The sequence below is a fragment of the Dongia deserti genome (assembly GCF_003574735.1).
Lineage (GTDB): Bacteria > Pseudomonadota > Alphaproteobacteria > Dongiales > Dongiaceae > Dongia_A > Dongia_A deserti.
This window is the reverse complement of sequence record NZ_QORW01000001.1, coordinates 59,475-73,979: the sequence shown is the minus strand read 5'-3', so window position 1 is coordinate 73,979 and position 14,505 is coordinate 59,475. Positions and strand designations below refer to the sequence as shown.

Genomic DNA, 14,505 nt, shown 5'->3' with positions numbered 1-14,505 from the left:
AGGCCGGTTGGCGCGGTGCGGCAAAGCCGATAGGATGCGCCCTCGAACAAGCACCCTCATCCGCATGCCCTACGACTCCCTCCGCGATTTCATCGTCCGCCTCGAGCAAGCCGGCCGCCTCAAGCGCGTTTCTGTGCCGGTCGATCCGCATCTGGAAATGACCGAAATCCAGACTCGCCTGCTGGCGGAGCAGGGGCCGGCCATCCTGTTCGAGCAGCCGGTCGGGCGCGACGGACGGCGCTACGAGATGCCGATGCTGGTGAATCTGTTCGGCACGGTGGAGCGCGTTGCTTGGGGCATGGACCGCGAGCCTGATGCGCTGCGTGCGGTGGGCGAGACGCTAGCGTTCCTGAAGCAACCAGAACCGCCCGGCGGCTGGCGCGAAGCGGTCGAGATGTTTCCGCTGGTGAAGACCGTGCTCGCCATGCAGCCGAAGTCCGTCGGCTACGCACCATGCCAGGATGTCGTGCTGACCGGCGATCAGGTCGACCTCGCGCGCCTGCCGATCCAGGGCTGCTGGCCGGGTGAGCCGGCGCCACTCATTACCTGGCCGCTGGTCGTGACCAGGGGCCCCGGCAAGCGCAAGGAAGACGATTTCAATCTCGGCATCTATCGGATGCAGGTGCTGAACAAGAACCAGACCCTCATGCGTTGGCTGAAGCACCGCGGCGGCGCACAGCACCACGCGCGCTGGAAGCAGGAGCGGCCGGAGCCGCTGCCGGTCGCTGCGGTGATCGGCGCCGATCCTGGCACAATCATTGCCGCCGTCACGCCTGTGCCCGACACGCTCTCGGAGTATCAGTTCGCCGGCATGCTGCGTGGCCGCAAGGTGGAGCTGGTGGATTGCAAGACGGTCCCGCTGAAGGTGCCGGCAACTGCGGAGATCGTGTTGGAGGGCCACGTCTCGCTCGATGACTACCGCGATGAAGGGCCGTACGGCGATCACACCGGCTACTATAATTCCGTGGAGCGGTTTCCGGTTTTCACGATCAGCGCCATCACCATGAGGCGCGATCCCATCTATCTCTCCACCTTCACCGGCCGTCCGCCGGACGAGCCGAGCGTGCTGGGCGAAGCGCTGAACGAAGTCTTCGTGCCGCTGCTCACGCAGCAATTCCCGGAAATCGTGGATTTCTGGCTGCCGCCCGAAGGCTGCTCCTACCGCATCGCCGTGGTGTCGATGAAGAAGGCCTATCCCGGCCATGCCAAGCGCGTGATGATGGGCGTCTGGTCGTTCCTGCGCCAGTTCATGTACACCAAGTTCGTAATCGTGGTGGATGACGACATCAACGCGCGCGACTGGAAGGACGTGATGTGGGCGATTTCCACTCGCATGGATCCGGTGCGCGACATCACCATGGTGGAGAATACGCCGATCGACTATCTCGACTTCGCCTCGCCGGAATCCGGCCTTGGCGGCAAGATCGGCCTCGACGCCACGAACAAATGGCCGCCCGAAACCAAGCGCGAATGGGGCCAGAAGATCAGCATGGCGGACGACGTAATCGATCTGGTCACGCGCAAATGGTCGAGTTACGGCTTGCCGGGCAGCGGCAAGCCGATCTGGCGCTAGCGCCGTAAAGAGGCTTTGCGAGGAATATTCAACGTGGCTTGGCTGATTGATGGGACGCCAATCGATCCGAGGTTCAATCTGGGATTCGAATGGGTTGGTCCAGGTACGTCTGCTATTCGCCAGCTCCTTACAAGACCACAGGCGTTGACCGATGTACCTCCGCTAAGATTGCAGCGCGCCCAACACAGTCGCAACAATTCAATGCCGCTTGATTTCTTCCGGCCCGGTGGCGTCTGGGTCGTCAGCGATCGCTTCAGAACGATGGTGCAACAGCTAGAGCCGCAGCAGAATCAGTTCTTTCCGGTGACCTTGCACGACAAAGCCGGAGCGGATTTGGGCGTTCTGTTCCACCTGATGAATGTCACTCAAGGACGAGACGTCCTGATCCCGGAGCAGTCCGACATGTATGCGGATTGGAGAGAGGTCAAGAAGTCGTCAGGGGAGGTAGTGAAACTTTGCCTGTGGGATCTTCACGGTCATCCAAAGTACCTTGTTGCAAGGAAGGAAGAGATTGGCGCAATGCACCTGTGGCGAGGGCTTACGTATTTGCGACTCCGGCTCTTCTTTTCGGATGAACTCATGAAGCGTTGTGAGGACGCCGGATTGCGTGAATTGGTTTCTTACCCAATTGCCGAGAAGTGACAAGGCAACACATCTGCATTTGATCTTTGGGCGGACGTAATGATGGAGACACATCGCACCAACATGCACGCTGCGCCCCTTCCCCCCTTGTGGGGGAAGGCAAGGATGGGGGGTGCCGCCGCACGATGCCAGAACTTTGTATCCGAATATTCTGAGTGCGTTGCTTTCGCGGTTCGTGCGGCGTCACCCCCCATCCAGCTTCGGCTAAGCTCGCTGCGCTCGCTGAGCCTGCGCATCCTTCCCCCACAAGGGGAGAGACGCCGAGCGAGTCTACGATGACCCCCTCCGAGATCCCCGCCTGGCGCAAGGAGCAGCGCGCGCAGCTCATCCCGGCGCGTGTCGCGATCCCCGATGCGACGCGCGACGCATGGACCCGGCGCATCATCGCGAGCCTGGAGCCGATCGTGATGGCCGCGGAGGGGCCGGTCAGCTTCTATTGGCCGTTCCGCGGCGAGCCCAACTTGCGGCCGCTGATGCGCCGCATGATCGCTGCCGGCAAGCACGTGGCGTTGCCGGTGGTGGTGCAGCAGCGCCAGCCGCTGGAATTCCGCCCGTGGACTCCAGGCTGCACCATGGAACTCGGCGTCTGGAACATTCCCATTCCCGATACCAAGGAGCGCGTCACGCCGCGTCTGCTGGTGGCGCCCGTGGTTGGCTTCGATCCGCAACATTATCGCCTCGGCTATGGCGGTGCCTTCTATGACCGGACACTGGCCGCATTGCACGGCCCGCGAACCGTGATCGGCGTGGGCTTCGATGCCCAAGCGATCGACACTATCCATCCCCTTCCGCACGACATTCCGATGGACCGGATCGTCACCGAATCCGGGCTCCTGGGCGCGGAGGCGTCGACGGAATTGTCGTCGCCGGCTTGCTCGCTGGCCGAAGCGCCGGACGCCTATGCCGGCTATCTCGACGAAGCGGAGATCGCGGCCGAGCTGCAGGCCCTGCGCGCCTCGTCCGACCTCGCTGATCTTGCATTCACGCGCGCTTTGGACCAGTTGCTGGCGCGCCTGCCGGTGGCGTCTCAAGACCAGTCGACGGCTGGCGGCAATGTCCCAATCTCCGATCGCTTAGCGCAGCTCCGCGCGCGGGTGCGCGACGATGCCTTGCATGCGGCGCTCGGTGAAGTGCTGCGCATCGCGCAGCAGGCAGAGCAGAAATGACCGATGGGCTCCATGTCGAGATCGAGGGCCGCGTGATGATCCTCACGCTGGACCGTCCGAAGGCCAACGCCATCGACAGCGGGCTGAGCCAAGCGCTGGGCAATGCGTTCACCCGGTACCGCGACGATCCGTCGCTGTGCTGCGCGATCGTGACCGCGGCCGGCGAAAAGTTCTTCTCCGCCGGCTGGGACCTGAAGGCCGCCGCCGAGAACAAGGACGCGGCGGAGGATTACGGCCCCGGCGGTTTCGCCGGGATCACCGAACTGTTCGACCTCGACAAGCCGGTGATCGCAGCGGTCAACGGTATGGCGGTCGGCGGCGGCTTCGAGATCGTGTTGTGCTGCGACGTGATCGTCGCCGACGAGCACGCGCAATTCTTCCTGCCCGAGGTAAAGGTCGGCGTGGTGCCCGATGGCGGCGGCATGTTCCGCCTGCCGCGCCGCGTGCCGGAATCCCTCGCGCTTGAGATGCTGCTGACCGGCCGGCGACTCTCCAGCGACGAAGCGTTGCGCCTCAGCCTCGTCAATCGCGTGACGGCGAAGGGCGGCGCGCTCGCCAAGGCGAAGGAGATCGCTGCCGAGATCCTGCAAGCGAGCCCAAAAGCCATCCGTGCAGTGAAGCAGGCCCATCGCCTGACGCGCGACTTGAGCGTCGAACAGGCTTATCGCGCGCTCCGCTCCGGCGGTGTGCCGGCCTACGATCGCCTGCGCGCCAGCAAGGATTACTGGGAAGGGGCTGCCGCCTTCTCCGAGAAACGCGAACCCAAATGGGAAGACGATTGATGCGCACCTTCTATCCTGAAATCGAACCCTATAATTCCGGCCATCTCGATACCGGCGATGGCCACCAGATCTATTGGGAGATGTGCGGCAATCCCAAGGGCAAGCCAGCCGTCTTCCTGCATGGCGGGCCGGGCTCAGGCTGTTCGCCCAAGCATCGCAGGCTGTTCGATCCGGAGCGCTACCGCGTGCTGCTGTTCGATCAGCGCGGCTGCGGCCGGTCAAAGCCCCATGCCAGCCTGGAGAACAACACCACTTGGCATCTGGTCGCGGATATCGAGCGGCTGCGGACGCTCATGGGTGTTGAGCAGTGGCTGGTGTTCGGCGGCTCCTGGGGCAGCACGCTGGCCCTTGCTTATGCCGAGACGCACCCCGTGCGCGTCTCCGAACTCGTCGTGCGCGGCATCTTCACGCTGCGGCGCAAGGAGCTGCTCTGGTACTACCAGGACGGTGCGTCCTGGATGTTCCCGGACCTGTGGGAGAAGTTCCTGGCGCCGATCCCGGAGAACGAGCGCCATGATCTGATCGCGGCCTATCACAAGCGCCTCACCGGCGCCGACCCGGGCGAGCAGCTGCGCTGTGCCAAGGCCTGGAGCGTGTGGGAAGGCAGCACCATCACGCTGCTGCCGAACCGCGACCATGCCACCGCCCACGCCGACGATCATTTCGCGCTCGCCTTCTCGCGCATCGAGAACCACTATTTCGTCAATGGCGGCTTCTTCAATGCCGACGACCAGCTGCTGCGTGATGCCCCCAAGCTGAAGACGATTCCCGGCGTCATCGTGCAGGGCCGCTACGATGTCTGCACGCCGGCCGTGACGGCGTGGGATCTCCATCGCGCCTGGCCGGAAGCGGAGTTCCACATGGTGGACGACGCCGGCCACGCCTTCGACGAGCGCGGCATCCTCGACCGGCTGATCACGGCCACCGACAAATTCGCGGGCAAGTGACCATGCTGGATACCAAGCTCGCCGACGACATCATCGCCGCAGTAGATGCCGGCTTCACCGATCAAGTGAAGTTGACGCAGGATCTGGTGCGCTATCCCTCTCTGCGCGGCCAGGAGCATACCGCGCAGGACTTCCTCTACGGCGAAATGGGGCGCCGCGGGCTCACCATGGATCGCTGGGCGATCGATGTCGAGGCGATCAAGCACCACCCCGGCTTCTCTCCGGTTGCGGTCGATTACAGCAACGCCTTCAATGTCGTCGGCACGCATCGGCCGACCGATGCCAAGGGCAAGTCGCTGATCCTCAACGGCCACGTCGATGTCGTGCCGCTGGGCCCGCTCGATATGTGGGAGCGCCCACCGTTCGAGCCGGCGATCGAAGGCGACTGGCTGTACGGCCGCGGCGCCGGCGATATGAAGGCGGGTCTCGTCGCCAACATCGCCGCGCTCGATGCTTTGAAACGCCTCGGGCTGCAGCCCGCAGCGCCGGTCTATGTGCAGTCGGTGACCGAAGAGGAATGCACCGGCAACGGTGCCTTGGCCTGCCTGCTGCGCGGCTATCGCGCCGAGGCCGCGATCATCCCGGAGCCCGGCGGCGATTGCCTGACGCGCGCCAACATGGGCGTGATCTGGTTCCGCGTGCACGTGCGCGGCCTGCCCGTGCATGCCTCGGTTGCGGGCAGCGGCGCCAATGCGATCGAGGCCAGCTATCGCCTGATCCAGGCGCTGCATGGGCTGGAAGAAGAATGGAACGCGCGGCGCGTGGACCATCCGCACTTCAAGGACCTGCCGCATCCGGTCAATCTCAACATCGGCAAGATCGAAGGCGGCGACTGGGCGTCCTCGGTGCCGGCCTGGTGCAGCTTCGACTGCCGAATCTCCTTCTATCCCGGTGTCGCCGCGCGCGATGCCGCGAACGAGATCGAAGCCTGCATCGCCAAGGCAGTGCGCAACGACCCCTTCCTCAGCAACATGCCGCCGCGCATCGAATACAATGGCTTCTTCGCTGAGGGCTATGTGCTGAGCGAAGGGACGGAGGCCGAGCGCGTGCTGGCCGGCGCACATGCCAAGAGCTTCGGTGCCAAGGTGGAAGCGCGCATCGCGCAGGCGTACGTGGATGGCCGCGTGTTCATGCTCTACGATGATTGCCCGGCGCTCGTCTATGGGCCTAGGGCCGAGAATTATCACGGCTTCGACGAGCGCGTATACCTCCCCTCCGTTAAGCGCGTGACTGCGACCATCGCGCTGTTCATCGCCGAATGGTGCGGGGTGGAGAAGGCCTGAGCAGTCATTCCTCGATCGGAATTGCTGTCACGCTGTTGTAGGGCGAGCCTTCGATCAGCTTGGTCGACCAGACCAGATAGACGAGCACGTTCTTCTCCGCGTCGTAGAACCGGCTGACCCGCATCTCCTTGAAGAGCATCGACGTGTCCTCGCTGAACACCACCTCGCCCTTCTTGGTGCGGTTGATCTCGTCGATGATCTTGACCGGCCCGGTAGCGCGGCAGGCAATGGAGAAACGGCTGGGATCCTCGGCGAGGCCCACCCACCCCTTGAGCCCGCCCGTGTCGGCACGGCTCAGATAGCAGCTCGCATTCTCCACCTTCGGGTCGTCGAACCGCTCGATCACGACCTTGTCGTTCGGCCCCATGACCCGGAAGGTGGTCGACACTTCGCCCACGCGTTCCTGGGCGAGGGCGGGAGATGATAAACCTAGCGCCAGAATGAACGCCGCCGCGAGCTTACGCATGGAAGCCTCGAAATTGTTGGCCTGAGAAGTGATGTCGGCTGACCGCAATAGAAGGTTCAAGCATCACGCACCCGTCACCCCCGCCTTGGGCCGGAATCCAGTCCGCAGTCGCACGTGCTCTTGCGAGATGGACCCCGGCTCAAGGCCGGGCGACAAAAACAGAAAACGCCGACGTGCGAACGCCTCAGCCCAGCTTGCCGTGGCAGTGCTTGTACTTCTTGCCCGAGCCGCAGGGGCAGGGCGCGTTGCGGCTGACATTCTTCCAAGCTGCCGGGTTGCCACCGTCGCCGCCGTACTGTGCGTCGCCGCTGGCCATGGCTGCATGCATGCGCTGCTGTGCCGGCTGAGCCTGTGACGCAGGCGGGGCTTGCATCGGCTCTGGCTGCCGGATCTCGATGTGTGCCAGCAACTGCGTGACCTGCTCGCGCAGCCGATCCATCATCCCTTCGAACATGTCGAAGGCTTCCCGCTTGTATTCGTTCAGCGGGTCGCGCTGCCCATAGGCGCGTAGCTGGATGCCGTGGCGCAGGTGATCCAGGCCAAGCAGATGCTCCTTCCAGCTCTGGTCCAGGATCTGCAGGAACAGCGTCTTTTCCGCGACGCGCATCACCTCCGGCCCGATGCGCGCGGCCTTCTCCGCCATCTTGCGCTCGACCGCATCGGTCACGCGCTCGCGGATCGCCTCGTCCGCGATGCCTTCTTCCTTGGCCCAATCCGCGACCGGCAGGTTGATGCCGAAGAGGCGCAGCACTTCTTCGTGAAGGCCGCCCGTGTCCCACTGCTCGGGGTAGGCCTTCTCCGGGATGTAGCGTGCGATCAAATCGTTGATCACTTCCTCGCGCATGCTCTTGACGTCACCGCTGAGGTCGGTGGCCGCCATCAGGTCCTTGCGCTCGGAATAGATCACCCTGCGCTGGTCGTTCATCACGTTGTCGTAGCGCAGAAGGTGTCGGCGGATGTCGAAGTTGCGCGCCTCGACCTTCTGCTGCGCCTTTTCCAGCGCCTTGTTGACCCAGGGATGCGCGATCGCCTCGTCCTCCTTGAGGCCGAGGGTCTTCAGCATGGAATCCATGCGCTCCGACGCGAAGATGCGCATCAGGTCGTCTTCGAGCGAGAGATAGAACTTAGAGCGCCCCGGGTCGCCCTGCCGGCCGGCGCGGCCGCGCAGCTGGTTGTCGATGCGCCGGCTCTCGTGCCGCTCGGTGCCGATGATGTAGAGACCGCCGGGGAAGGTGATGGTCTTGGCCGCCTTGTTGCCCTTGGCCGGCTCCACCTCCCACACTTCGCAGGCGTTCAGCACCTTCTCGCGCTTCTGCGCAATATCGGCCTTGATCTGCTCGATCCGGCGCTCGCGCTCGCGCTCGTCGGTCACGTCGCCCAGTTCGCGCTGGATGCGCATCTGCAAGTTGCCGCCGAGCTGGATGTCGGTGCCGCGGCCGGCCATGTTGGTCGCGATGGTGACGGCGCCCGGCACGCCGGCCTCCGCGATGATATAGGCTTCCTGCTCGTGATAGCGCGCGTTGAGCACGTTGTGGGGGATGTTCTCCTTCTTGAGCAGGGCGGAGATTTGCTCCGACTTCTCGATGGAGACCGTGCCGACGAGGACCGGCTGGCCGCGCTCGCGCGCCCGGCGGATATCGTGGGCGATCGACTTGTACTTTTCCTTGGCCGTGCGATAGATCTCGTCGTCCTGGTCTTCGCGCTGCACCGGCACGTTGGTCGGGATCTCGATCACGTCGAGACCGTAGATCTCTGAGAATTCCGGCGCCTCGGTCATCGCCGTGCCGGTCATCCCGGCGAGCTTGGGATAGAGGCGGAAATAGTTCTGGAAGGTGATCGAGGCGAGCGTCTGGTTCTCGTTCTGGATCTGGACGCCTTCCTTGGCCTCGAGCGCCTGGTGCAAGCCTTCGGAGTAGCGCCGGCCTTCCATCATGCGGCCGGTGAACTCGTCGATGATGATGACCTTGTTGTCCTTGACGATGTAGTCGACGTCGCGGGTGAACAGCTTGTGCGCACGCAGCGCCTGGTTCACGTGATGCACCAGTGCGACGTTCTGCACGTCATAGAGCTCGCCCTGGCGCAGCATGCCCGACGCCCTCAGCAGCTTCTCGATGTTCTCGTTGCCCTCTTCCGTCAAGGTGACGTGACGCGTCTTCTCGTCCTTCTCGTAGTCCGTCTCTTTCAGGTGCGGGATCAGCTTGTCGACCTTGGCGTAGAGCTCGGAATTGTCCTCGGTCGGACCGGAGATGATGAGCGGCGTGCGCGCCTCGTCGATCAGGATCGAGTCCACCTCGTCGACGATCGCGTAGTTGAAGTCGCGCTGGACCATGTCCTCCAGGCGGAACTTCATGTTGTCGCGCAGATAGTCGAATCCGAACTCGTTGTTGGTGCCGTAGGTCACGTCGCAATCATACGCGGCGCGGCGCTCGGCATCGCTGAGGCCGTGCACGATCACGCCGACGTTCAAGCCGAGAAAGCGATAGATCTTGCCCATCCAGTCGGCGTCGCGCCGGGCCAGGTAGTCGTTGACCGTGACGACGTGGACGCCTTTGCCCTCGAGCGCGTTGAGATAGACCGGAAGGGTTGCGACCAGCGTCTTGCCTTCACCGGTCTTCATCTCGGAGATCTTGCCCTGGTGGAGCACCATGCCGCCCAGCAGCTGAACGTCGAAATGGCGCTGGCCCAGCGTGCGCACCGCCGCCTCGCGCACGGTCGCGAAAGCCTCGGGCAGGATGTCGTCGAGCGTCTCGCCCTTTTCCAGGCGCTCCCGCAGCATCTGGGTGCGTGCGGCAAGATCGGCGTCGGAGAGCTCCTTGAGCTCGGGTTCCAAAGCGTTGATGGCCTGGACCGTCTTCCCTAAACCCTTGATGAAGCGGTCATTGGCGGATCCGAAGACCCGCTTGGCCAAGGCGGCGAACATGAAGACCTCGGAGGCGTAAATACAATCGAATTGCCCGCAACAGATAGGTGCCGGGGGGCGGGAAGTCAACTTGGCTTAAGGCTGATCCTGGGCCGTTTTGGAGACCCGCGATCACGGGATTTTTCCTTGTGCCACGGGGGCTTGTTGGGCATGATGCCGGCCTTCGCGGGCCTGCTGCCAATGCCATCGGCCAAGGCCGGAACCGGCGGCCCGATCACACTGTTCTCGTAGACCAGGAACACCCAAGCCAATGCCCAAACCCACACTTCGCGCCGCCCTGATTGCCGGGGCAGCCATCGCCGCGATCCTCGCCGGATCGATCCCACTGATCGCGCCGCGGATGAGCCCTGCCGTCGCCCAGGATACGCAAGCGCCAGCACCCGAAACCCAGGATCCGGCGGCACCCGCCGTCACCGAGACCAAGCCCGATCCCAATCAGGTGGTGGCGCGCGTGAACGGCGCCGACGTCACGCGCCAGGAAGTGCTGGATTCCGCTGCCGATCTGCCGGAGCAGATCCGCTCGCAGATCGACCTCGTCTTTCCGCAGCTTCTCAACCGCTATATCGGCTTGAAGCTGTTGGGCGATAAAGGCCGGGCGGAGGATCTGGCTAACGATCCCGAGGTCAAGAAGCTGATGGGCGAGTACGAGACCCAGGCGATCCGCCAGGTCTATGTCACGCGCTATCTCAACAAGCAGGTGACCGAGGAAGCGATCAAGGCGCGCTACGATAAGAAACTCAAGGACAATCCGCCGCCGGAGGAAGTGCGCGCGGCCCATATCCTCGTGAAGACCGAGGATGAGGCGAAGGCGATCATCGAGCAGCTGAAGGGCGGCGGCGATTTCGCAGCGATTGCGAAAGAGAAGTCGGAGGACAAAGGGAGCGGCGCCAATGGTGGCGAACTCGGCTGGTTCACCAAGGACGTCATGGTGAAGGAATTCGCCGATGCTGCCTTCGCAATGAAGCCGGATGAGTTCAGCCAGACTCCCGTGAAGAGCCAGTTCGGTTATCACGTGATCAAGCTGGAGGAGCGGCGCACCCAGCCCGCGCCAAGCCTGGACAGTCAGCGCGAGCAAATCCGCGCGGAGCTGTCTGAGGAAAACGTTCAGACGCTGGTGCAGAATCTCCGCAAGGAGGCAAACGTCGAGATCCTCGGTCCGGACGGCAAGCCGGTGGAGGAGCAGAAGCCGGCCGAAGGCCAGCAATAGCCTGAAGGCGGCAATCGGGGGGATTCGCCACAGATGACGCATCCGGTATCGCCGTTGGCGCCGGCGGAGAGCCCGCGCTTGCCCGCCCTGGTGGGCGTGCGGATCGCCGCGCGCGAATGCAACGTCCGCTACAAGAATCGCACCGACGTAATGCTGATGGAATTCGCGCCGGGCACCACCATCGCCGGCGTGCTGACCAAGTCGCTGACCCGCTCGGCACCGGTCGATCTCTGCCGCAAGAACCTGAGATCGGGAAAGGTGCGCGCCATCCTGGTCAATTCCGGCAATGCCAATGCCTTCACCGGAAAAGCCGGCGTGGCTTCCGTCGACCGCTGCAGCAAGGCGGTGATGGCCGCGCTGAAATGCAAGCCGAGCGAGGTGTTCCTGGCCTCAACCGGCGTGATCGGCGAGCCGCTGCCTGATGAGCGGATCACCGCCAACCTGCCGGCGCTGATCAAGGGTCTGAAGGCGGGCGGCTGGGCGGAGGGCGCGGCCGCGATCATGACCACCGACACCTTCCCGAAGCTCGCCACGCGCCAGGCGAAGATCGGCGACGTCGCGGTCACCATCAACGGCTTCTGCAAGGGCTCCGGCATGATCGCACCCGACATGGCGACCATGCTGGCCTTCGTGGCGACCGATGCGGCGATTCCGGCGCCGGTATTGCAGGAACTGCTGGCGCGCGGTGCCGATCGCTCCTTCAATTCCATCACGGTCGACGGCGACACCTCGACCAGCGACACGCTTCTGCTGGCGGCGACCGGCCAGGCGCCGAAGCATCCCAGGCCGAAATCCGCCGGCGATCCGGTGCTGAAGCAGTTCCGCGTGGCGCTGGAAGACCTGCTGGCCGACCTCGCCATCCAGGTGGTGAAGGATGGCGAAGGCGCCTCCAAGCTGGTGACCATCGACGTGACCGGGGCCGCGACCGCACGCGCCGCGCGGCGCATCGGCCTTGCCATCGCCAACTCGCCGCTGGTCAAGACCGCGATCGCCGGCGAGGACGCCAACTGGGGCCGCATCGTGATGGCGGTCGGCAAGTCTGGCGAAAAGGCCGACCGCGACAAGCTCAGCGTCAAGATCGGCGGCGTCGTGATCACCGAGAAAGGCCAGCGCCGGCCCGATTATGACGAGACTCCGGTTGCCGCACACATCAAAGGAAAGGACGTGCGCATTGCCATCGATGTCGGCGTGGGCAAGGGCAGTGCACGGGTCTGGACCTGCGATCTGACCCATCGTTATATCGAGATCAATGCAGACTACCGATCCTGAGCTGGAGACCGAGCGGCTGCGCCTCCGGCGGCTGCTGCCGTCGGATGCGCCCCTGATCGCGCCGCTGGTGAACGATTGGGAGGTGGCGCGCTGGACCTCCCATATTCCCCACCCCTACACTGTGCAGATGGCGGACGAGTTCATCGCGGCCCAGGCGGAAGCACCCTCCAACGGTTCGCGCGTTTTCGCCATCCTGCGCAAAGAGGACGATGCGCTGATCGGTTGCGTCGGCCTGCATCGCGAGTCCGGCTCCCATCATGGCGAGCTGGGCTACTGGATCGGCAAGAGATACTGGGGCAACGGCTATGCCAGCGAAGCCGTGCGCGCGGTCGTCGACTACGCGTTCAACGAGCTGAATCTGGCGGAGCTGGAGGCGGGTGCCGTTCCCGTCAACCGCGCCTCGCATCGCGTGCTGGCGAAGGCCGGCTTCATCGCTTGTGATGTGCGCGAAGAGGATGCGCCTGCGCGGGGCCATCCGATACAGCTCATCATCCGGCGCCTGAAGCGCGCGCGCTGGCAGGTGCCGAGCGCCGGGATCAAGACGGTGCTCACCGTGGTTGCCGTCGCCCTCGTGGACACTGACGGCCGCGTGCTGCTGGCCAAGCGCCCGGAAGGCAAGCCGATGGCGGGCCTGTGGGAATTCCCGGGCGGCAAGATCCAGGACGGCGAAAGCCCCGAAGAGGCGCTGATCCGCGAGCTGCGCGAGGAGCTCGGCATCAACGTCAAGCAGGCGTGCCTCGCGCCGCTCACCTTCGCCTCGCACGAATACGAAAAGTTCTTCCTCCTGATGCCGGTGTTCGTATGCCGCCGCTGGGAGGGACAGGTGACGGCCAAGGAAGGCCAGGAGCTCGCCTGGGTGCACACCACCAAGCTGCGCGACTACCCGATGCCGCCGGCGGACGAGCCGCTGATCCCGACGCTGATGGATCTGCTGTAGCTCTCTCTGTCATCCCGGCCGAGCGCAGCGAGAGCCGGGACCCATGCCATTTCTCCGCGTCGCCGACGGATCAAATGGGTCGCGGGTCGCGCCGTTTTGCGGCCCGCCCGGGATGACAGCAGGGGGAACGCGTCGCGCTAATTGCAACGATGACGGAGGGCCGCATCAAGGTCAGCGCATAGCGCTATCTCTCGATCAACTTTCCCAGCAGCGCAGCCAGCTTCTCCGTCTCCGCTTCGGTCAGCTTCTCGCCCAGGTGCGTGTTCACCGCGCGTGCGTAGTGTGGCCAGCTGGCCTTGCGCTGCTTCTTGCCGAGATCAGTGATGAACAGCATCTGCCCGCGCTTGTCGGTGGGACAGATCATGCGCTTGACCAGGCCCGCGTCCACCATCCGGTCGATCAGGCGCGACAGGTTGTACTGCGCGAAGAGGAGCCGTTGCTCCAGCTCGAACGGCCTGACACCTTCCTCATGACGCTCCAGGTCCCAGAGCACGTCGTACCATTCCAGCGGCAGCACGCCGGCTTCTTTGGCGTCCGCCTCCACCGCGCTGACGACGGCATGCCGCGCGCGCACCAGCCGTACCCAGGCCTTGGTCACAGCGTCGGAGAGTTTCTCGCTCATGCCGCCACCTTTTCACTGTCATCCCGGGCAAGCAAAGCGCGACCCGGGGCCCACGCGGCGGTGCAGCTGCGCGGACGGATAGGGCCCGGCTCAAGGCCGGGATGACAGATAGAGTGGTGGTTAGATCGAAGGGTCACTCCTGAATCCTAACATCAATTCCATGCGTCTGCATCCAGCTTGACAGTGGATGCATTTACATCTATATGGATGCATCTGCATTGATCGGCAAGGAGCTGCCCTCATGAGCACCGATTCCCGCGCCATCGCCGCCGGCGCGACCCTGTTGCGCCTCACCCTCGGCGGCATGTGGGTGAGCCACGCCTGGTTCAAGATCTCCGCGTTCGGTGTCGCGGGCTTCGCGGGCTGGCTGGACAGCCTCGGCCTGCCGGGCTTCATGGCGGGTCCCGTGATCGCGCTGGAGCTGATCGGCGGCATCCTCATCCTCGCCGGCTTCTATGCACGGTATGTCTCGATCGCGCTGCTGCCGGTGCTGGCGGTGGCGACCTGGACGCACCTGCCCAACGGCATGATCTTCAGCAGCGCCAATGGCGGCTGGGAATATCCGGTGTTCCTGATGATCGCTTCGGTGGTGCAGGCCCTGATCGGCGACGGTGCGCTTGCCCTCAAGTCGCGCCCACTGCCGTTCGCCGCATTGCGTCCGGCCCAAGGCTAACAACCGATAACGGAGGTC

General features: G+C 64.1%; 13 protein-coding genes and 1 pseudogene. 11 read left to right on the top strand and 3 right to left on the bottom strand.

Going from position 1 to position 14,505, the window contains the following annotated elements:
- Positions 1 to 64: 64 nt before the first annotated feature.
- From DTX69_RS00355 to DTX69_RS00330, 6 genes are all read left to right on the top strand, one after another.
- A complete protein-coding gene (locus tag DTX69_RS00355; RefSeq protein ID WP_119299512.1) occupies positions 65 to 1,573 on the top strand; it encodes a UbiD family decarboxylase in 1,509 nt (502 codons plus the stop codon).
- A 33-nt stretch (positions 1,574 to 1,606) separates the two neighbouring features.
- Positions 1,607 to 2,215, top strand: a complete 609-nt coding sequence (locus DTX69_RS00350; RefSeq protein ID WP_162916457.1) for an imm11 family protein — start codon at positions 1,607 to 1,609, stop codon at positions 2,213 to 2,215.
- Between the two features lie 275 nt (positions 2,216 to 2,490).
- The gene (locus DTX69_RS00345) at positions 2,491 to 3,381 is read left to right on the top strand and encodes a 5-formyltetrahydrofolate cyclo-ligase (protein WP_119299510.1); all 891 of its coding nucleotides are present in this window, start codon (positions 2,491 to 2,493) and stop codon (positions 3,379 to 3,381) included.
- On the top strand, positions 3,378 to 4,163 hold the full coding sequence (locus DTX69_RS00340) for an enoyl-CoA hydratase-related protein (RefSeq protein WP_119299509.1): 786 nt from the start codon (positions 3,378 to 3,380) through the stop codon (positions 4,161 to 4,163). The genes DTX69_RS00345 and DTX69_RS00340 overlap by 4 nt, the downstream gene beginning before the upstream one ends.
- Entirely contained in the window at positions 4,163 to 5,110 is a 948-nt protein-coding gene (gene pip, locus DTX69_RS00335; protein WP_119299508.1) for a prolyl aminopeptidase, read from the top strand. The genes DTX69_RS00340 and pip overlap by 1 nt, the downstream gene beginning before the upstream one ends.
- 2 nt (positions 5,111 to 5,112) lie before the next feature.
- Complete coding sequence (locus tag DTX69_RS00330; RefSeq protein ID WP_119299507.1) at positions 5,113 to 6,393, top strand: ArgE/DapE family deacylase; 1,281 nt, start codon at positions 5,113 to 5,115, stop codon at positions 6,391 to 6,393.
- Between the two features lie 4 nt (positions 6,394 to 6,397).
- Here DTX69_RS00330 and DTX69_RS00325 read toward each other — a convergent pair whose 3' ends face one another.
- Both DTX69_RS00325 and secA read right to left on the bottom strand, forming a co-directional pair.
- On the bottom strand, positions 6,398 to 6,859 hold the full coding sequence (locus DTX69_RS00325) for a CreA family protein (protein ID WP_119299996.1): 462 nt from the start codon (positions 6,857 to 6,859) through the stop codon (positions 6,398 to 6,400).
- A gap of 184 nt (positions 6,860 to 7,043) precedes the next feature.
- Positions 7,044 to 9,779 carry a preprotein translocase subunit SecA gene (gene secA / locus DTX69_RS00320; RefSeq protein WP_119299506.1) on the bottom strand — a complete coding sequence of 912 codons (2,736 nt, stop codon included), beginning with the start codon at positions 9,777 to 9,779 and terminating at the stop codon, positions 7,044 to 7,046.
- A 250-nt stretch (positions 9,780 to 10,029) separates the two neighbouring features.
- Between secA and DTX69_RS00315 the strand changes: the two genes are divergently transcribed.
- From DTX69_RS00315 to mutT, 4 genes and pseudogenes are all read left to right on the top strand, one after another.
- Entirely contained in the window at positions 10,030 to 10,986 is a 957-nt protein-coding gene (locus tag DTX69_RS00315) for a peptidylprolyl isomerase (RefSeq protein ID WP_119299505.1), read from the top strand.
- A 33-nt stretch (positions 10,987 to 11,019) separates the two neighbouring features.
- The gene (gene argJ, locus DTX69_RS00310; RefSeq protein WP_119299504.1) at positions 11,020 to 12,255 is read left to right on the top strand and encodes a bifunctional glutamate N-acetyltransferase/amino-acid acetyltransferase ArgJ; all 1,236 of its coding nucleotides are present in this window, start codon (positions 11,020 to 11,022) and stop codon (positions 12,253 to 12,255) included.
- Positions 12,236 to 12,676: pseudogene (locus DTX69_RS31190) on the top strand (GNAT family N-acetyltransferase); the annotation flags it as partial. The gene argJ and the pseudogene DTX69_RS31190, both read left to right, overlap by 20 nt.
- Before the next feature lie 78 nt (positions 12,677 to 12,754).
- Positions 12,755 to 13,192, top strand: coding sequence for an 8-oxo-dGTP diphosphatase MutT (gene mutT, locus DTX69_RS31185; protein WP_456073054.1), 438 nt, complete (start codon positions 12,755 to 12,757; stop codon positions 13,190 to 13,192).
- 184 nt (positions 13,193 to 13,376) lie between these two features.
- Here the strand turns inward: mutT and DTX69_RS00300 are convergent, their stop codons facing one another.
- Positions 13,377 to 13,814, bottom strand: coding sequence for a MarR family winged helix-turn-helix transcriptional regulator (locus DTX69_RS00300; RefSeq protein WP_119299502.1), 438 nt, complete (start codon positions 13,812 to 13,814; stop codon positions 13,377 to 13,379).
- Positions 13,815 to 14,055: 241 nt separating this feature from the next.
- Here DTX69_RS00300 and DTX69_RS00295 point away from each other — a divergent pair, with 241 nt between their 5' ends.
- A complete protein-coding gene (locus tag DTX69_RS00295) occupies positions 14,056 to 14,487 on the top strand; it encodes a DoxX family protein (protein WP_119299501.1) in 432 nt (143 codons plus the stop codon).
- Positions 14,488 to 14,505 lie beyond the last annotated feature (18 nt).

Excerpts from the sequence above, each read along its gene's own strand:
- DTX69_RS00355 (WP_119299512.1), top strand. The coding sequence starts at position 65 with ATGCCCTACGACTCCCTCCGCGATTTCATCGTCCGCCTCGAGCAAGCC.
- DTX69_RS00345 (WP_119299510.1), top strand. The coding sequence starts at position 2,491 with ATGACCCCCTCCGAGATCCCCGCCTGGCGCAAGGAGCAGCGCGCGCAG.
- DTX69_RS00340 (WP_119299509.1), top strand. The coding sequence starts at position 3,378 with ATGACCGATGGGCTCCATGTCGAGATCGAGGGCCGCGTGATGATCCTC.
- pip (WP_119299508.1), top strand. The coding sequence starts at position 4,163 with ATGCGCACCTTCTATCCTGAAATCGAACCCTATAATTCCGGCCATCTC.
- DTX69_RS00330 (WP_119299507.1), top strand. The coding sequence starts at position 5,113 with ATGCTGGATACCAAGCTCGCCGACGACATCATCGCCGCAGTAGATGCC.
- DTX69_RS00325 (WP_119299996.1), bottom strand. The coding sequence starts at position 6,859 with ATGCGTAAGCTCGCGGCGGCGTTCATTCTGGCGCTAGGTTTATCATCT.
- secA (WP_119299506.1), bottom strand. The coding sequence starts at position 9,779 with ATGTTCGCCGCCTTGGCCAAGCGGGTCTTCGGATCCGCCAATGACCGC.
- DTX69_RS00315 (WP_119299505.1), top strand. The coding sequence starts at position 10,030 with ATGCCCAAACCCACACTTCGCGCCGCCCTGATTGCCGGGGCAGCCATC.
- argJ (WP_119299504.1), top strand. The coding sequence starts at position 11,020 with ATGACGCATCCGGTATCGCCGTTGGCGCCGGCGGAGAGCCCGCGCTTG.
- DTX69_RS00300 (WP_119299502.1), bottom strand. The coding sequence starts at position 13,814 with ATGAGCGAGAAACTCTCCGACGCTGTGACCAAGGCCTGGGTACGGCTG.
- DTX69_RS00295 (WP_119299501.1), top strand. The coding sequence starts at position 14,056 with ATGAGCACCGATTCCCGCGCCATCGCCGCCGGCGCGACCCTGTTGCGC.